Source organism: Microbulbifer guangxiensis (genome assembly GCF_021729075.1).
In the GTDB taxonomy this organism is placed as follows: Bacteria; Pseudomonadota; Gammaproteobacteria; order Pseudomonadales; family Cellvibrionaceae; genus Microbulbifer; species Microbulbifer guangxiensis.
This window is the reverse complement of sequence record NZ_JAJSAQ010000003.1, coordinates 258,477-276,263: the sequence shown is the minus strand read 5'-3', so window position 1 is coordinate 276,263 and position 17,787 is coordinate 258,477. Positions and strand designations below refer to the sequence as shown.

Sequence of the window (17,787 nt, the reverse complement as noted above, 5' to 3'; positions counted from 1 at the left end):
GGCAACACACTATAAATCCAACGATTTAGAGAGGATTTACAATGAAAAAGAACCTCCTGTCCGTAGCTGTGAAGGGCGCTATCAGCCTGACCGCAGCCGCAGTTATGGTTCCCGCCATGCCGGCATTCGCGCAAGATGGCGCGCAGATGGTCGAAGAAGTTGTCGTAACCGGTTCCCGCATCAAGCGCACCAACTTCGACGAAGCCGCTCAGGTAGTGAGCATGGACCGTCAGGACATCGAAGCCCTGGGCAACCTGATGATCTCTGACACCCTGCGTTCCACCCCGCTGAACTCCCTCGGTTCTTTCAACGAGCGTTCCGGTAGCTCCGCACAGTCCAACTCCACCGTGGACCTGCGTGGTCTGGGCTCCCAGCGCAGCCTGGTAATGATCAATGGCCGCCGCATGCCGGGTTCCCCGAACCTGGGCGCCGCTTCCATCAACCTGAACATGATCCCGATGACCGCTGTTGAGCGCATCGACATCCTGGCCGACGGCGCCTCCGCCGTTTACGGTTCTGACGCTGTTGCCGGTGTTGTAAACCTGGTAATGCGTGAAAACTTCGAAGGCCTCGAGTTCACCACCCGCCGCGGTGAGCGCTCCAATGACGACGGCATCGAAGAGTCTTTCGGCTTCGTAACCGGCATCACCGGTGAACGTGGCAACATCACTTTTGCCGCCGAGTACAACCGTCGCGACCCGATCTTCGACGGCGACCGCGATTACACTGCCGCCTGGATCCGCGACAATGGCGACGGCCGTCTGGACGCCTACCTGGATACCGATGGCTGGTCTTACTACGGCAAGACCATCGAGATCTACGATCCGAGCACTGGCTACTACGACATTCAGGCAGCTAACAGCTGTGGCGACGACTCCACCTTCATGGAGACCGGCGCAGCCGCCTTTGGCGAGCCTGATGGCACCCTGTGCGCCTACCCGTACGCCAACATCTCTGCCAACAAGGCCGAGCTGAACCGTGCCAACACCTTCCTGAGCGGTAACTATCAGATCAGCGACGAAGTAGAGTTCTTCGCCAACGCGCTGTTCTCCAAGGTTGATTCCTTCGGCCGCTATGCACCGCCCGCCGCTCCGTGGAACGACATGCCGGCCGACTACGCCGACGTGCCTTTCGATATCGACGGCCTGCTGGCTGACGGTTCCATCACCGAGGGTAACTACGAAGTCAACGGTTACTACCGCTGGACCAACATCGGCCCGCGTGACAACTACGTGACCGATACCCAGTACGACCTCACCCTGGGCTTCCGCGGTGACCTGGCCAACGGCATGAGCTACGAGACTTACGCTCAGCGCGGCCGTTACGAGTCCAAGGAATTCGGTAAGTACTACCTGTCCTACCCGGGTCTGGATTACGTGATGGCTTCCGGCATTGATCCGTTCTCCCCGGAAGGCGCTGCCGCCATGCGTGCCAGCACTTCCCAGGACAACTTCACTGCCATGTCCAAGGTCTACGGCCACCTGCAGTTTGACGCTGGCAACTGGCTGGGCGCGGGCGAAACTATCGTCCTGACCGGTGCTGAAGCCTACTCCATCGAGTACGCCAACCAGTACGACGCCGCTTCTGAAGCCGGCCTGGTAGGTGGTAGTTCCGGTAACTCCGCCGCTGGTGAGCGTGATGTCGCTGCCGCGTTCGCGGAAGCCATCATCCCGGTTACCGACCAGATCGAAGTGAACGCTGCCGTTCGTTACGATAGCTACAGCGACTTTGGCTCCAACGTTGCACCGTCCCTGTCCGCCACTTACAACGTGACTGACACCCTGACCCTGCGTGCACGCGCTGGTAAAGGCTTCCGCGCTCCGGCCCTGGACGAGCTGTACGGTCCGTCTGCCTTCTCCGCGGAAGATGCAACTGACCCGACCAGCGGCCTGTCCCGTCAGTGGGATACCTACTACTCCACCAACGAAGACCTGGATGCGGAAACCTCCACCTCCCTGTCCTTTGGCGGTAACTGGGCGTTCGCAGACGGCTGGAACCTGGACGTTGGTTTCTGGAACGTAGAAGTTGAAGACGTAATCCTTCAGCCGAGCACACAGGAAATTTTCTGGGCCCGTGCAGGTGGCGTGGAACTTGATCCTGCCAGCGGCATCTGGATCTCCGGAACCGGTGCTCAGACCGAGGTCTTCTCCCAGACCACCAACGCCGGTATCCTGGATGTATCCGGTGTCGACATTAAACTCGACGGCGTTATTGATACTGAGTTCGGTCAGTTCAGTGCCGGCGGCCTGATCAGCCAGCAGCTTTCTTACGAGAAAGACGCCTACTACCTGGGCCCGGTTCAGGACGTATCCACGTTCAACCTGTACCCGGACATGCGCGCTCAAGCAGTCTTCGGCTGGAGCCTGGGCATGCACGCGGTTGACCTGACTGTCGACTACATCGCAGCGCACGATGAGTTCACCAAAGTATCCGGCAGCGGCTCCCTGTCCAAAACCGGCGAAGACCTGGACGACTGGACCACTCTGAACCTGGCTTACCGCCTGAGCACAGACTCCTTCGGTTCCATCAAGGTCGGGGCTCGCAACCTGACCAACGAAGATCCGGTTATGGACAAAGACGGCAAGTACGCTCGTGACCACTACAACCTGTACGACGCAACAGGTCGCATGGTTTACGCTGAGTACACCATGAGCTTCTAAGGAAGCGACGCTATTCTTAGGTTGTTGACTTAAGAAGGGAAAGGGCCAACTCTGTTGGCCCTTTTTTGTTTGTAAAGAGGTTGAACATGAGCCAGACGCACTGGAACAAGTTCTGGGAACAGGGTTTCATCACCACCTTTGGTGATGCGATGCGCGATAATTACCAGGGCCCGCTGAGAGAACTCTGGCAGGACATATTTTCCCGCGTCAAAAGTCATGGGAGAATTCTCGACATTGCAACCGGCAGTGGTGCCCTCGCCTGCATCGCCTTGCAGACTTCCGATCAACTCGTCTTGGATCTGGAAGTGCTGGCTTCGGATTTCGCAATAATCCCTGAAAACATCAAGGCATCAGACGAAATCGCCAGCCTCAGGAAAAGGATAACTTTTTTCAGCCACATGCCCTGTGAAAACCTGGGCTTTCCCGACAGGCACTTTGACCTGATAACCTCGCAGTTCGGCATTGAATATGGCGACTGGAAACGCTCGGTCCCTGAGGTATTTCGCGTACTCAACGATTCCGGAAACGCGGATTTCTTTTGCCATCGGGAGCAAGCCAAAATCCTGAAAAACTCGAAGTCTGAAATCGCTGTTTACAGGTCAGCGTTAGAAGAGTTCAAAATTTTCAATGCCGCCAGGAATTTTGCAAAAGCCCTCGCAGACCAGGGTAAAGCCAGTCAGGATGATTCACGGCTCCTGAACCAGACGATCAATGCATTCAGAAGTGATCACCCCGGCCAGCAATTGGCAAGCATGATGGTGGCTGATATCGCCAGTCAGTTAAAAAAACTGCGAACGCTCGCCCCCGGTGAAGTTTTTGAGAGGCTGAAAGAGCGGGAGTCGGAATATTCCGCCGCCCTGGCGCGGCTGGACGACATGGTGAATGCGGCCCTGTCAGATGACGACGTCAAGGCTGTCATTAACCTTGCGACGAGTACTGGCTTCAAGGCAGTGACAACCCAGGACTTTTACCACCAGGGCGACCTGGTCGGCATTCACATTCACCTCGAAAAATGAATTGCTTCTGCCAGATGTAAAATGAATTTTTGCCTGCAGGGGTTAAAAGCAGGCCTGCCAAGTGATCGCCATCACGCGCGGTCGCAGCACACCAGTCTGCACGACCCAGGCATTTGTGATCCTGGATATTCAATAGCCCCGACTACCACATCCGGGACAGACGATCTGAACCCGACCACTTTCCCTACTCACGCCCCTGTAATCGCAGGCCGAGCCGGGCGGGATGGTTTTTCCCACCCTATGCCATCACACACTTAACCACCCACTCCCAATCACAACGACACCCAACCTGTCTTACCCTTAAAGCCATGCTTTCCTCTCAATCAGCGATTCCCCTCCAGCAAAAGTCACAAGCTGACAATCCGACATCTAATACATATTGAAATTTTCGTGAATATTTACTTGATTTTTTTCTTGAGGCGACCTTTGTGGTGCTCGTTATACGTTTGTTGGGAGGGAAGCGGCCGCTTGGGGGTGGCCACTTCCACACATCGCCCGCAAGGGCAACACACTATAAATCCAACGATCAAGAGAGGATTTACAATGAAAAAGAACCTCCTGTCCGTAGCTGTCAAGGGCGTCATCAGCCTGAGCGCAGCCGCAGTAATGGTTCCTGCCATGCCCGCCTTTGCGCAGCAAGACGCACAATTGGTGGAAGAGGTTGTCGTAACCGGTTCCCGTATCAAGCGTAAGGACCTGGAATCAGTAACCCCGCTAACCTCTATCGGCGCAGAAGAATTCAAAATTTCGGGCAACCTGAACGTTGAGCAGAAGCTGGCGGAACTCCCGCAGACCCTGCCCAGCTTTGGCCCGAGCTCCAACAACCCGGGTGACGGTACTGCGCGCGTTGACCTGCGCGGCCTGGGCTCCTACCGCACCGTGGTACTGGTCAATGGTCGTCGCTACATCCCGGCTACCCAGACCGGCGTTGTCGACCTGAACACCATTCCCGGCACTCTGATCAAGAGCGTTGACGTGGTAACCGGCGGTGCATCTGCCGTATACGGTTCCGATGCCCTGGCCGGTGTTGTTAACTTCCAGATGGTCGACGACTTTGAAGGCGTTCAAATCACCAGCCTGCACGACGTCACCGCTGAAGGTGACGGCGCCAAGAACAACATCGACCTGACCATGGGTGGCAACTTCGCCGACGGCCGCGGTAACGCAACTGTTTACGCTTCCTGGTCTGACCGTGAAGCCGTTTACCAAGGCGATCGCGACTTCTCCAATGTTGCTCTGACCGAGAGCGGTGGCCAGCTGGTACCGGGCGGTTCCTCCGGCATCCCGGGCACCCGCGTATTCGGCGGCCCGACCGTCGATCCTGATGGCATCCCTGATAGTGGTGATGAATTCGTCCTGGGAACCTTCGAGCAAGACGGCACTGGCCGCGCCTTCGTTGATCCGGACGACCGCTTCAACTACGCTCCGGACAACTACCTGCAGCTGCCGCAGGAGCGCTACCTTGTTTCCTCCTTCGCGCACTACGACATCAGCGACAAGGTAACTGCCTACGGTGAGATGGCCTTCGCTCACAACGAAGTACCGCAGGAGCTGGCTCCGACTCCGGCCTTCACCACTGTTGCCGTAAACGTCAACAGCCCGTTCTTTGACGCCGCGACCCAGGCTGCCATGGCTGCTGCCGACGCTGCCGACAACGGCGACGGCATCTACGAGATGTTCGTTGGCCGCCGCATGGTCGAGAACGGCTCGCGCCAGTCTCTGGATACCCGTGACGGCTTCCGTATCCTCGGTGGCTTCCGCGGTGACATCAATGATGACTGGTCCTTCGACAGCTACTACAGCTACAGCAACCTGGAAAACACCAACCTGCTGAACAACGACGTTGCCGCTTCCCGTTTCCGCCAGGCCCTCCTGGTGAACGATGCCGGCACCGCGTGTCAGGACACCTCCAACGGCTGTGTACCCCTGAACATCTTTGGTGCGGGTAACATTTCCCAGGAAGCTGTCGATTTCGTAAACGTCGGCGCGACTAACGTGACCAGCATCACTCAGGAAGTGCTCTCCGCGAGCGTATCCGGTTCACTGGCCACCCTGCCGACAGCTGATGAAGCCGTAGCTGTGGTCTTTGGCCTGGAATACCGCAACGACGAGTCCACTTACCGTCCGGACTCATTCCTGTCCGCAGGTGACGTACTGGGCTTCAACGCTGGTAAAGCAACCGTTGGTGGTTACGACGCTCAGGAAGTTTTCTCTGAGGTGAACGTACCGCTGGTTTCCGGCAAGCCTGGCGTGGAAAGCTTGGACTTCTGGGCTGCAGCCCGTTACTCCGACTACTCCAACATCGGTGGTGTTAGCTCCTATGCGACTGCACTGAACTACGCACCGATCGATATCGTGAAGATCCGTGCCGGCTTCCAGCAGGCTGTTCGCGCACCGAACGTTTCCGAGCTGTTCCTGGGCCAGTCCAACGGCTTCCCGTCTGCTGACGACCCCTGTGCAGCTGGCAATGTTGGCTCCAATACCGACACCGCTCTGTGTGCCGCTACTGGCGCAACTGCCGGCAGCTTCACCCAGGCTAACAGCCAGATCGAAGGCCTGTTTGGTGGCAACCCTGACCTGCAAGAAGAGACTTCCAACACCTTTACCTTTGGTGTGGTTGTCCAGCCGATGGACGGACTCGATATCTCTGTCGACTACTATGACATCGAAATCGAAGACGCCATTGACGTACTGGGCGGCGGTGTAAACAACGTACTGGACCTGTGCTACAACGTAGTTCAGGACATCAACTCTCCGTTCTGTCAGGCGATTTCTCGCCGCGCCGACGGTAACGTAGGCCTGGTGCAAGTACTGAACGAAAACATCGGCCTGATCGAAACCCGCGGTGTTGACATCAACGCCAACTACGGCACTGACCTGAACTTCGGTATCGATGGCGGCTCCTACCTGAGCCTGGCGTTCAACAGCACATACCTGCTGGATTACGACGTCACGCCGATTGCTGAACTGGCTGACCGCTACAACGAGTGCGCAGGCAGCTTCGGTAATACCTGTGGTTCTCCCCGTCAGGAGTTCAACTGGAACAGCCGTATCACCTGGAGCAGCGGTGATCTGACCCTGTCTGCGCTGGTGCGCTACCTGGGTGAGACTGACGACGACGTCATCGCCAACAACGGTGTAGCTTCTTCTGACCTGGTCGTACCGACCCTGGATGCAGAAACCTATCTGGATCTGAGCGTTGGTTATGCCATGACCGAGAACCTGGACCTGAACGTCGGCATCAAGAATGCTCTGGACACCGAACCGACTCCGCTCGGCGATGCCCAAGAGCAGGCGAATACCTTCCCGTCGACTTACGACTTGCTGGGTCCTCGCTACTTCCTGAGCGCGAGCTACAAGTTCGACTAAGTTGAACCTGTAACTAGCTGAGGTATGGAAACGGCGAGCTCTGCTCGCCGTTTCTTTTTCCCGCAGGGATAAATAGTTGCAAGAGATGAAAAAGCTTCAACCGACCCCGCAGACGCTAAATCAGCTTTATCGCCTGATTACCAGCGGACAGTCTGTCCGCGCCCTCCCTTACCTGCAGCAGCTTGCGACCCACAACCAGGCTGACGTCAATGTGCTGCACCTGCTCGGCCTTGCTTATGCCTCACAGGGAAATCAGCAACAGGCCAAAAGCAGTTTCACCCGGGCTCTGGAAATCAACTTTCAGCAACCGGAAATCCACAACAGTTATGCCAACTTTCTGAAAAGCATCGGTGAAATTGAACAGGCTCGGACGCACTACCAGAGCTCTATTGAAGTTGCGCCCAGCTTTCAGGATGGCTGGCGCAATTTGGCTATCCTCGAATATAGCCTGACAGAGTATAAAGCTGCTCTAAAGCATGCCACGAGAGCCCAGCGCCTCTCACCTGGCAATCCCTCGACGTTGACACTGATCGGTAACATTTACCGAAAGACTGATCGCCCCGAAGAAGCTCTAGAGTGTTTCGAAAAGGCTTTGTCGGTTAAGCCAGGGCATGTTACCGCGATCTATGGTAAAGCACAGGCCCTTTCTGAACTGGAGCGGAATGACGAGGCCTTACCGCTACTTGAGCAGGCACTGGCTCTACGCCCAGACTCCGCCGAAATTCAGTATTCCCTGGCCCTGACGCTACTCAATCTGGGCCACTACCAGCGTGCAGAAAAGTGCCTGTCGAAACTGCTGGCCAGTCATCCCCTGTATCTCGAGGGACATCGCACGCTGAACGAAATCTACTGGCAGCAGGGAAAGGCAGCAGACTTCGGTCAGAGCTACCTGAATATTCCTTCACCGCAACGGTCTGACGTTAAAGTGGCTATTGCACAGGTAGAGGATCTTTTGTCCGCTGACCGCCCCGAGGAAGCCGCTAACCAACTGGAAGCCAACTGGAAAGACTCCTCCGACCCACGCATCATCTTTCTCCGTGCCCGGGTGACCGAAGCACTCGATGGCACGAAGAAAGCGCAGCCGCTGTATGAACGAGCTTACACAAGCTATCCAGAGCTGAGTGTTGCAAAACAGTTCTTCATTTCACTGATTCGCACAGGACAATTTGACCGTTGTGAGACGGAGATTGCCGAATACCTTCAACAAGCTCCTGAGGACCAGTTATTATGGGCCCTTCTCGGTACCTGCTGGAAAATGCTGGCAGACGAGCGGTATCGATGGCTAACAAAAGACAATGCATTTATCCGCCCGTACCAGATCCCCACGCCCCCGGGTTTCGGCTCCCAATCTGAATTCCTGGCGGAACTAAGGTCGACGCTGCTGAGACTGCACAATCTGAAGTCACAACCGCTCAACCAGTCTGTCCGTGCCGGCATTCAGACGCCGGGGAGACTGCTTTACAAGCGTGACCCAGTGATTCAGGCACTTGGCGTAAGCCTTAAAGAGGTGATTAGCGAATACATTGCTGAAATGCCTGAGGAAACCAACCATCCACTACTTGGCCGGAGGTCCGACAATTTCCGTTTTTCCGGCTCTTGGTCGGTACTACTGAAGAGTGGAGGCCATCACGTAAGCCATGTACATCCACAGGGCTGGATCAGCTCTGCTTTCTATGCTGCAGTGCCTGGTAGCATTGAAAGTGATTCGCCCCAAGGTGGAGATATTTATTTTGGCCAGTCACCCTATGAGCTTGGTGACAGCGATGCTATCGAAAAGTCTGTGACGCCCAAGCCTGGAATGTTGGTACTTTTCCCCTCATTCACTTGGCATGGCACAGTTCCTCTAGCGGAAACTGAGATGCAAGAACGTATTACAGCTCCATTCGATGTGGTGCCGAGGCAAGACTGACCAACGAACTGAGCTGGCTCGCAGATCCCTGATTCTGCAACCAACTCAGGACCCCGGGGCCCCCTTTCGTAACCACCCGGTTATAGAGAGACGGCTACTGCCGGCAAAGGGACTTACATAGGCAACCGAGTGCTTTCTCGGGACCTTGAAGACATTAATAGCGTTGAACGTTGGCACCAGACTCTTGTCGACCTGCCATTCGCCATTAAAGATGTGAAAAAAGCCTCCCCAGTCAGGTTGCCAGTCCCTGGTCAGGTTTAGCACATAGGCTGCTACACGGTTTTTCCCCGGGACGTTATCGTCATGCTCCTTGAGAAAGTGGCCGCTCTCAAAGCTCGTAGCCTGGACGTCAGCGAAAGCAATACTGTCATCTCCTACAAGCTCTCTCATCGCACCAAGGAAAGCTTCACTGTTCACCAGCTCGTAAACCATGTTGAGCTCATTTCCAGGCAACAGGTTCTGCGTGTAGATATCGTAAATAGGGATTGTCTTGTAGAAATACTGAAAACCTGCCCTGGCCTGCGACCACACCACTTCCGCAAGAGTAGCTTTCTGCTGTTCCGTCCAGCCTGAGTAATCCCGGTAACTAAGATCCACATGCTTGCCACCGTGATTGAATGCCAGGTTCCATTCAGCCTGCGACATTAGTAAAGCATGCAGCGCATCGGCAGATTGTCCCTGCAAGAAATCAGGCACTTGAACAAAACCGTCAGCAGAAAAGGCAGAGCGGTATCGCTCAATATCCAGAGCTTTTGAAATGTGGTACATTGCCAACCCCGCAGCGTGGGACCTTTCGAAACTAAAGTCCAAATAAGCTCAACAACTGAGAACGGATTTCTCCAGTAATAACAGAGTCATAACCAACGGCCAATATTATCAGAGAAGCCCCATCAACATGAATAAACCCGCCCCTAGTCCTGCAGTCAAGACGGCCTTGCGTAATGGCGATGTTTCTCTCGCCTGCGAGATCCTGGAATCCAGGCTCAAACTGGAGGACAGCTTTCCCGCAGCGGGGGTCGAGCGGTCTGAGGCTATTGAGACCAGGCAACTCCTGGCGGAACTCTATCTTCGCCAGGGTAAGGCCTCAGCGGCCAAGCATCTCATCGACGAATTGCTGGAGGAAATCCCAGACCTCCTCTCAGCACGGATACTGGCTGCCCACATCATCCGGCTTGAGGGGCAAACCAAAGTCCCTGTTGAACTCTACTCACAGTTAGTGAAGGCCACTGAGATCGACCAGGAGCAGCTCAAGTTTATTGCCAGCGAGCTTGTTGCTCTTGGCGCTTTTGAACAAGTGGTACAGACCCTGTTACGGGTAGAGCCAATGGATGCTCAGAGTTTTTACCATCTTGGATTATCATATTTCCGCCTGGGGCAGATTGGTAAAGCTCTTCCCATATACCGCAAACTATTTGCCAGCATCCCGGATAACCCCACCATCGCCAGGGAACTCTCCCTGGTCGCCGCTAAGTTCCGAGAATTCAAAACTGCAATCGAAGCTTACAGCCGCTATATGGAGCTGATCGATCCTAGCGCCGCCGATTTTGTGAAATTTTCGGACCTACAACTGATGAGTCATAATGTAACGGACAGCCAGAGACTACTTGAGAAAGCCCTGGCACTCGGAGAGGACAGCGCTGAATCTCGTCTGCTGGAGGCGAAGATTGCAAGGCTGGCCGGTGACTATACCAAGGCGCTAGAACGGGCGCACGCCACCCTTGCGCTGAGCGCTGCCTCAGGCACCGCATGGAGCATTGTCGCCGAGCTAACGGAGGCGGCGTCCGTCGATGCTCACCTGATTGACAGGCTGACGCAGGTAATCGCAGGTGCGGCTTTACCACCACACGATCTTGAGCTGGCCCAGTTTGCGCTGGCCGGGCTCCACGCCAAAGTCGGTGATATCACGACAGCATATGGTTATATACGGGCTGCAAACCAAACCAAGTCGACATTGCTAAGGGACTCTGGAGCCCTTTACAACAGACAAACAATGGAAGAGCTGCTGCATACCGCCCGACAAGTATTTACCGGACGTTTGTCACCAAAGGTATCCACTGACTCGCACAGGCCTGTTTTCATTGTCGGTATGCCCCGCTCCGGAACGACGGTAATCCACCGCCTGTTGGAAGCTTCCGGTGAGTTGCAATGCCTCGGGGAAAGTGAAGCGCTACCCTTTGTCTACGCCCAACTGCAGCAACGCCTGGGACAAATGCCGGAGAAATTCGCTCATCAGCTTAAAGAGGATGACTGGAATCAGCTGGCTGCGGAATACCTCCGGCGCGCTGGCGCCGGAGTCGAAGGAAGAGATCTCGCAGATAAGATGCCACATAACTTCCTATATGTAGGCATGATCCTTTCGATGTTCCCCCAAGCCAGAATCGTACAGTTACGACGCGCCCCCTTTAATGTATGCATGTCAATCTATGCCAAGCCGTTTCCAGAAGGGCACAGCTACGCATGTAATCCTGGAGATCTCGCGCACTTTTACTACCACTGCAATGCACTGATGGATTACTGGTCCGAAGTCTTTCCGAACCAGACCTACAACCTGGACTTTGACCGCTTCCTCGATGCTCCCACCGATTACGCCCGACAGCTCTTCGAATTTTTGGGCTATCCATGGGAAGACAAATATCTCGAGGCCCGAACAGACTCCCCGCAGACCTTCACTTTCAGTGAACTTCAAGTGCGAAAACCAATCAGAAAGAGCGAAGCGGACAAGTGGGAGCAATACAGGAAAGTAGCAACCGATCTCCTGCATGATCTGGAAACCTGGGCCGACAAATCATGCACGGACGGCAATGCAAACACAGGGGGGGGTAGCTAAGGCAATGTCTTATCAAATCAGTACAGAATTAGATCCCTCCTGCTGGGCGGAAGAATACCGGCGGGACTCCCGTTGCCGCGTACATGAATTTCTCACAGCCGCCTCCGCAGCTGAGATGGTCCAGGCGATTACAGGCAACGCCCGTTTTCGGCAAGCGCACATTGCGGACGGCGAATATCGGGAATTGTCCCGGGAGGAGTTCTCTTCCCTCCCACTGGCACAGCGGCAGCAGTTGGTGCGTAATGTCTACAGCTTGGCCACGCGCGGGGTCGGCTTCTGGTATGGTCGGCATGGCATCAATTCAGGGACAAAAGATGCCTTGGGAGAGATTTATCAATGGCTCTCCAGCGATGAAACCCTTAAATTAGTACGAAAAATATCCGGCATTCCGACGCTGGGAGCACCCTCCGCACAACTTACAGCCTTTGCACCAGGCGATTTCCTAACGCGTCACAGGGATGATGTCACTAGCGAAAAACGAAAAATTGCTTTTGTGCTCAACCTTACCGAGGGCTGGCATCCGGACTGGGGCGGCTTGTTGCAATTCTTCCACGATAGTGGTGAAACGCGTGACTCCTGGTCACCACTTTTCAACAGTTTATGCCTTTTCGATGTCAAGCACGTACATTCAGTAACTTGCGTAGCGCCATTCGCGCCACGGGCCCGTCTGGCAATCAGCGGCTGGTTTCACGACCATGCATAGAAAGCTTCGACATATAACATCGCAAATCGGTAGTGAATTGGCCTGAGACAGCATCTTCATTTCAGTTGAGCCCGCTCATGTCTTAGCTCGAGCCATTTCTGGCGCGCAAGAATTGTTTTGCGGATCGCCTCTCTTTCTGGAGGAGCCAGGTCGGGATGCCATACTGAAAAAATTAAGACGACCCGATCTGCTCCAGCCTGATTTTCAGCAGAGTGCATAAATGTATCGTCAAAAATCATTGTTTTACCCTCTTGCCAAGGGCGCGCCTGATTGCTGACAGTGAGAGCTCCTTCACCCGGCACAATCAGAGGTAAGTGAACTGTCAAGCAGTGATTCGATAGGCCGTAATGCGGCGGTATTTTACTATTTGGCCCCAACACGGAAAAAAACACCTCATAAGGTGAACCATCCAGGTCATAAAGCGGGATATTTTTCAAGGCGTCCATCGTTTCTGGAAATGCATGCTGGGCCTGATAATCAGGGACACCATCCCGGAATACGTCGAAAGCGGTCCACTGCTGAGAATTTGACAGCTCGCGGAATTGCCCATGTAAATCGGAATTCCCTGCTATGTAGGGGCGCCCAGCCAGGCTACCCCGCCTCACCACTTCCACATACTCATTTTTAATTGCTGAGAAGCGGGCTTCAAGCCCAACCACCCAATCCATATTTTTCAAATCAAAGAAGGGCTGACTCGGGAGGTCAGGTACATAAAAAAGCTGGGGCTGCTGTCCTTCTGGAAACGAAAATCGCTCGTTATGCGTTCTGCTCCAGACAGCCTTGCGGGCCCTGGCAGCTCCAGGAACCTTATCCACGCATTCTAAATGCATCTCAGTCAGCTTATTGCGCATAAACTTAGCTGCTTCGAGGGAACGCCTGCGGGAATCACGATCGAGGGAATCATCCTTCCATGCATAAAAGACGCTGTCATCAAGCTCCGATGCCAGGGAGTAGATGGCTAGGGCTGACTGATCCTGACCACGGGACTGCTGGAAATAACCGGCATAGAGATAGTAATACGCGTCTTGGGGGGAGCATTTAATTGCATTTCGATACGCCTTCCACGCCTCGGAGGCCTCTCCGAAGGCCTCCTCCATTACCGCCAGCCGAAACTGAGTTTTCCCTATTTGCGGCTGGTATTTGGACAACTTCCTGAGGTGTTCTAATGCCTCTGTGTAACGTCCTTTTGCAATACTCTCTCTGATCAGCCTGTCCAGCTCATCGACATTCATCGCAAACCACCTGTCTTTCAGCATGATAAGAGGGGCATCAGGAGTTTTGGCCAGGTCGCCCCCAGCCCTTGATTGTACCATTGACCTTTTGCAGTGCCCCGTCACATTTCACCCCTATTATTCCGGCCCTGTCGCTTGGACAGGAATGGAGAGGAGTGACTTCCTCCTGACATGATGGCGCTGTAATGCGCCCACTCGCAGTCTACGCGATCTACCATCTATTACGATCAGAGCATTCTCTCCGGCTGGAAGCCTATGGACTTTTTTACCGCATTTCTAACGCTTTTGTTCGTCATGGACCCTCTGGGCAACATCCCTGTGTTCCTCGCGGCTCTCAAAAACGTCCCGCAACGCCGCCAGCTCTACGTCATCATGCGGGAGCTGGTCTTCGCACTGATCGTGTTGCTGGTCTTCCTCTACGGCGGGCGATTCCTGCTTGCCTGGTTGGGCCTCTCTCAGGAAGCCATCCGCATAGCCGGGGCCATCATTCTGTTCCTGATCGCAATCCGCATGGTTTTTCCTATTCCCGGTGGCATCATGGGCGAGCGGGTCGAGGGTGAACCGTTTTTCGTGCCATTGGCGGTGCCGCTGGTGGCGGGGCCCTCGACCATGGCGATCCTGATGCTGATGACCAACAGCGAGGGAGAGCGCCTGCTCGACTGGACACTCGCCCTGCTTGGCGCCTGGGGCGTCTCTGCTGTGATCCTGCTGATGTCTGCCCCACTTGCACGCCTGCTGGGCAACCGCGGTTTGATTGCCGTAGAGCGCCTGATGGGCATGGTGCTGGTCATGCTGTCTGTCCAGCTTTTCCTCGACGGGGTCAAGGAGAGCCTCGCCTGAGCGGCGTGGTCAGCGGCTCTCCAGCACAATTCCTCAATCAACGTACTGGCGCCGGCACCTCTGTGAGTGCCCGCTTCCTGGTGTGGTGCAGGTTTTTTGTGTGGCCCTGAGGCCATCGATCAATAAATAACCGGCCGACCAGTTCCAGTCCTGTCACAAACTGTTCAGTTTCTGATCTTCGCGACGAATCGAAACAAACTCGCAAAAAAGAAATACCCATCCGCAAAAATTCTTTTGAAGAACAATTCTGTCACCATTTTTCAGACTTGCCTGTGACAGAAAAAAAGTCGTGCCGGCTAAGCCCTATTCAACATGCTCAACTTTCACCCAAAACCTTAGCAAGGGACAAGATACAGAAATGTCATGAAAGTTCACTAATCATATTCAATGCAATAAAGTCACGCTGCGCTAAAAATGCTGCACAACGATAAACGCATTATTTAGTACCCCCAAAGTACATAAGAAGGATGCAATATGATTAAGACCAAGCTGAGCGTAGCCATTGCCGCTCTCGGTACCATCGCCGCTACCGGCGTGGTGGCCCAGGACGCTGTACCCGGTCCGGCCGTTGAAGAAGTGATCGTAACCGGCTCCCGCATTGCCCGGGATCCGCTGTCCACCACTGGCCCCATCACCGTCGTCGATTCCGAGGCTATCCAGCGCTCCGGTGTAGGCACCATCGACGAACTGCTGAACGACCTGCCGTCCATGGGTACCACCGGTATCAACGCCAACGACAACAATGGTGGCCAGGGCCTGTCATTCGTTGACCTGCGCAACCTCGGCTCCGCCCGCACCCTGGTGCTGGTCAATGGTCGTCGTTTTGTTTCCTCCGCCTCTGGCGTCAGCTCTGCTGTGGATATGAACAATATCCCGGTAGACATGATCGACCGTATCGAAGTCCTGACTGACGGCGCATCCGCCGTTTACGGCTCCGACGCTGTCGCCGGTGTTATCAACGTGGTGATGAAGGATTCTTTCGAAGGCCTGCGTGTCAACGCCCGCACCGGTGCTACCACTGAAGGTGGCGGCGAGAATGGTGAGGTGTCTTTCACCTTCGGTAATGAAGGCGCCCGCGGCAACTTCATCGGTAACGTGACGCACAGCGTTCGCGACGAGATCACCTACAACGATCGCGAATGGGCTGGCCTGTTCAGCTCCATGGCGCCGAACGGCAACATCCTCACCAACTATGGCAACTTCGCCGTAGGCGAGGATGGCGTTTCCCTGAACCCCTACGCCGCTTATGACATTGGCCAGTTCATGTGGCTGTCCGGCGCGATGGAACGCACCAGCTTCAACCTGTCCGGAACCTACTCCCTGACCGACGCGGTCGAGGCATTCGGTGAGTTCAGCTACACCAACAAGACCACCAATCAGCAACTGGCTGCACAGCCGATGTACTCCGGTAATGGCTTTGCCCTGAACCCCGAGCAGCATCTGCCGGCAGAGATCCAGAGCGAACTGCAGGCCAGGTGGCAGGAAGCCTACGATGCCTGGGTTGCCGCGGGCAGTGATCCGGAAGATTCTGTCAATCCGTTCCCCGGTGACAGCTGGGTAGCCGGTTTCAACGATTTCCGTGTGCCCCCGGTTGACGGCGGCACCCGTGACTACGAGCAGACTACCGATACCTTCCGTTTTGCCGGTGGCCTGCGTGGTGATCTGGCCAACGGCTGGAGCTGGGACACCTTTGCGAGCTACGGCCGCAACGAAGGTGAGAACTCCACTTCCAACTCCTACAACAAGACCCGCCTGGACGAGATCTTCAGTGGCGAAGCCGGTCTGGACTACCAGTTTGCCGGTGGCATGAGCCCGGAGATCATCGAGTACTTCAAGTACGATGACCTGGAAGACAACGAATATGAGCTGGTGAACCTGGGCGCTTCCCTGTCCGGCGACATCGAGTCCATCCAGTTCCAGGGCGGCGCACTGGGCTTCGCGACCGGTATCGAATACCGCGAGGAATCCGGTGAGTTCAACCCGAGCCCCGAGACCCAGAGCGGTGAGACTTTCGGCAACCAGCAGGACGCTACCGGTGGTGAATACGACGTGGCCGAGGTGTTCGCGGAATTCAACCTGCCGATCCTCGAAGGCGCCAGGTTCGCTGAAGAGCTGTCTGCAGACGTGGCTGTACGTTACTCCGACTTCAGCACCTTCGGTGGTCAGAGCACTGGCAAGCTGGGCCTGGTTTATGCACCAATCGAAGACCTGCGTTTCCGCACCAGCCTGTCCACTGCCTTCCGTGCTCCGGGCATCTATGAACTGTTCAGCGGCTCTGCACAGAGCTATGAATTCCTGATCGACCCGTGTGACACCAGTGCGTCCAACACCCAGGGTCAGGGCGCTAACTGTGACATGGTAAACCCGGGCTTCACCCAGGCGGGCAACCAGGTTCCGACCAACATCGGCGGCAACGAAGACCTGCAGCCGGAAGAGGCCAAGACCTTCACCGCTGGCGTGGTGTGGACCCCGGTCTTCGTTGAAGACCTGTCCATCACCCTCGATTACTTCGACATCCAGGTCGAAGACGCCATCACCTCCCCGGATCTGCAGCGCATCCTGGATGACTGCTTCCGTGACGGTGATGCCAGTGCATGTCAGTTCGTGAACCGTGGTGCCGGCAACCAGATCGTCAAGCTGGAAGGTGCGAAGATGAACATCGGCCAGATCGACACCCGCGGTATCGATATGGACGTAACCAAGAACTTCTACTTCGACGCCGGCCAGCTGGCCCTGCGTGCCCAGGCCACCCACCTGCTGGAGTACATGGAGTACAACGAGCAGTCCGGCACCGAGTCTGACTACGTCAATTACGTCGGCACCACCGGTGGCCTGTACGTAGACTGGCGCGGCCTGGCCAGCGCCATGTGGTACGGCAACGACTGGGAAGCCGGTGCTGAAGTTCAGTACCTGAGCGACGGCGAGAGCGCCTACAAGCCGGTCGACGCCATGACCTACCTGAACCTGAAGGCAGGTTGGGACGTAAGCGATGCCATGCGCCTGTCCGCTGGTATCGACAATGTGACAGACGAAGAGCCGGAAGACACTTCCGGTTACGGCGACTGGAACAGCAGCTACGACTTCAAAGGCCGTTACGCCTGGGCTGGTTTCTCTTACCAGTTCTAAGCGACGGTGCTTCGAACGAAGCTGACCGGGAAGGGGCGCCACTGGCGCCCCTTTTTTGTTTCCGGTGTATCTGCCCGTTGGATTCCGCTAATTTGTGTGGGTGAG

At 55.4% G+C, this 17,787-nt stretch carries 10 protein-coding genes; 8 read left to right on the top strand and 2 right to left on the bottom strand.

Annotation, left to right across the window (positions count from 1 at the left end; translation table 11 throughout):
- Nucleotides 1–41 precede the first annotated feature (41 nt).
- The 4 genes from LVD12_RS08230 to LVD12_RS08215 all read left to right on the top strand — a co-directional run bounded on the left by LVD12_RS08230 (nucleotide 42) and on the right by LVD12_RS08215 (nucleotide 8,954).
- On the top strand, nucleotides 42–2,660 hold the full coding sequence (locus tag LVD12_RS08230) for a TonB-dependent receptor plug domain-containing protein (RefSeq protein WP_237067224.1): 2,619 nt from the start codon (nucleotides 42–44) through the stop codon (nucleotides 2,658–2,660).
- Between the two features lie 86 nt (nucleotides 2,661–2,746).
- Entirely contained in the window at nucleotides 2,747–3,676 is a 930-nt protein-coding gene (locus tag LVD12_RS08225) for a class I SAM-dependent methyltransferase (RefSeq protein ID WP_237067223.1), read from the top strand.
- A 543-nt stretch (nucleotides 3,677–4,219) separates the two neighbouring features.
- Entirely contained in the window at nucleotides 4,220–7,045 is a 2,826-nt protein-coding gene (locus LVD12_RS08220; RefSeq protein WP_237067222.1) for a TonB-dependent receptor domain-containing protein, read from the top strand.
- 85 nt (nucleotides 7,046–7,130) lie between these two features.
- Nucleotides 7,131–8,954, top strand: coding sequence for a 2OG-Fe(II) oxygenase family protein (locus tag LVD12_RS08215; RefSeq protein WP_237067484.1), 1,824 nt, complete (start codon nucleotides 7,131–7,133; stop codon nucleotides 8,952–8,954).
- Between the two features lie 45 nt (nucleotides 8,955–8,999).
- Here the strand turns inward: LVD12_RS08215 and LVD12_RS08210 are convergent, their stop codons facing one another.
- Nucleotides 9,000–9,722, bottom strand: a complete 723-nt coding sequence (locus LVD12_RS08210) for a 2OG-Fe(II) oxygenase (protein WP_237067221.1) — start codon at nucleotides 9,720–9,722, stop codon at nucleotides 9,000–9,002.
- 127 nt (nucleotides 9,723–9,849) lie between these two features.
- Between LVD12_RS08210 and LVD12_RS08205 the strand changes: the two genes are divergently transcribed.
- Nucleotides 9,850–11,781, top strand: coding sequence for a tetratricopeptide repeat-containing sulfotransferase family protein (locus LVD12_RS08205; RefSeq protein WP_237067220.1), 1,932 nt, complete (start codon nucleotides 9,850–9,852; stop codon nucleotides 11,779–11,781).
- Nucleotides 11,782–11,785: 4 nt separating this feature from the next.
- A complete protein-coding gene (locus LVD12_RS08200) occupies nucleotides 11,786–12,484 on the top strand; it encodes a 2OG-Fe(II) oxygenase family protein (RefSeq protein WP_237067219.1) in 699 nt (232 codons plus the stop codon).
- Between the two features lie 56 nt (nucleotides 12,485–12,540).
- On the opposite strand, the gene LVD12_RS08195 is transcribed toward LVD12_RS08200, so the two are convergent.
- On the bottom strand, nucleotides 12,541–13,716 hold the full coding sequence (locus tag LVD12_RS08195) for an aspartyl/asparaginyl beta-hydroxylase domain-containing protein (protein ID WP_237067218.1): 1,176 nt from the start codon (nucleotides 13,714–13,716) through the stop codon (nucleotides 12,541–12,543).
- Nucleotides 13,717–13,971: 255 nt separating this feature from the next.
- On the opposite strand from LVD12_RS08195, the gene LVD12_RS08190 reads away from it, so the two are divergent.
- A complete protein-coding gene (locus LVD12_RS08190) occupies nucleotides 13,972–14,556 on the top strand; it encodes a MarC family protein (protein WP_237067217.1) in 585 nt (194 codons plus the stop codon).
- Nucleotides 14,557–15,030: 474 nt separating this feature from the next.
- A complete protein-coding gene (locus LVD12_RS08185; protein ID WP_237067216.1) occupies nucleotides 15,031–17,682 on the top strand; it encodes a TonB-dependent receptor plug domain-containing protein in 2,652 nt (883 codons plus the stop codon).
- The last annotated feature ends 105 nt before the right edge of the window (nucleotides 17,683–17,787 follow it).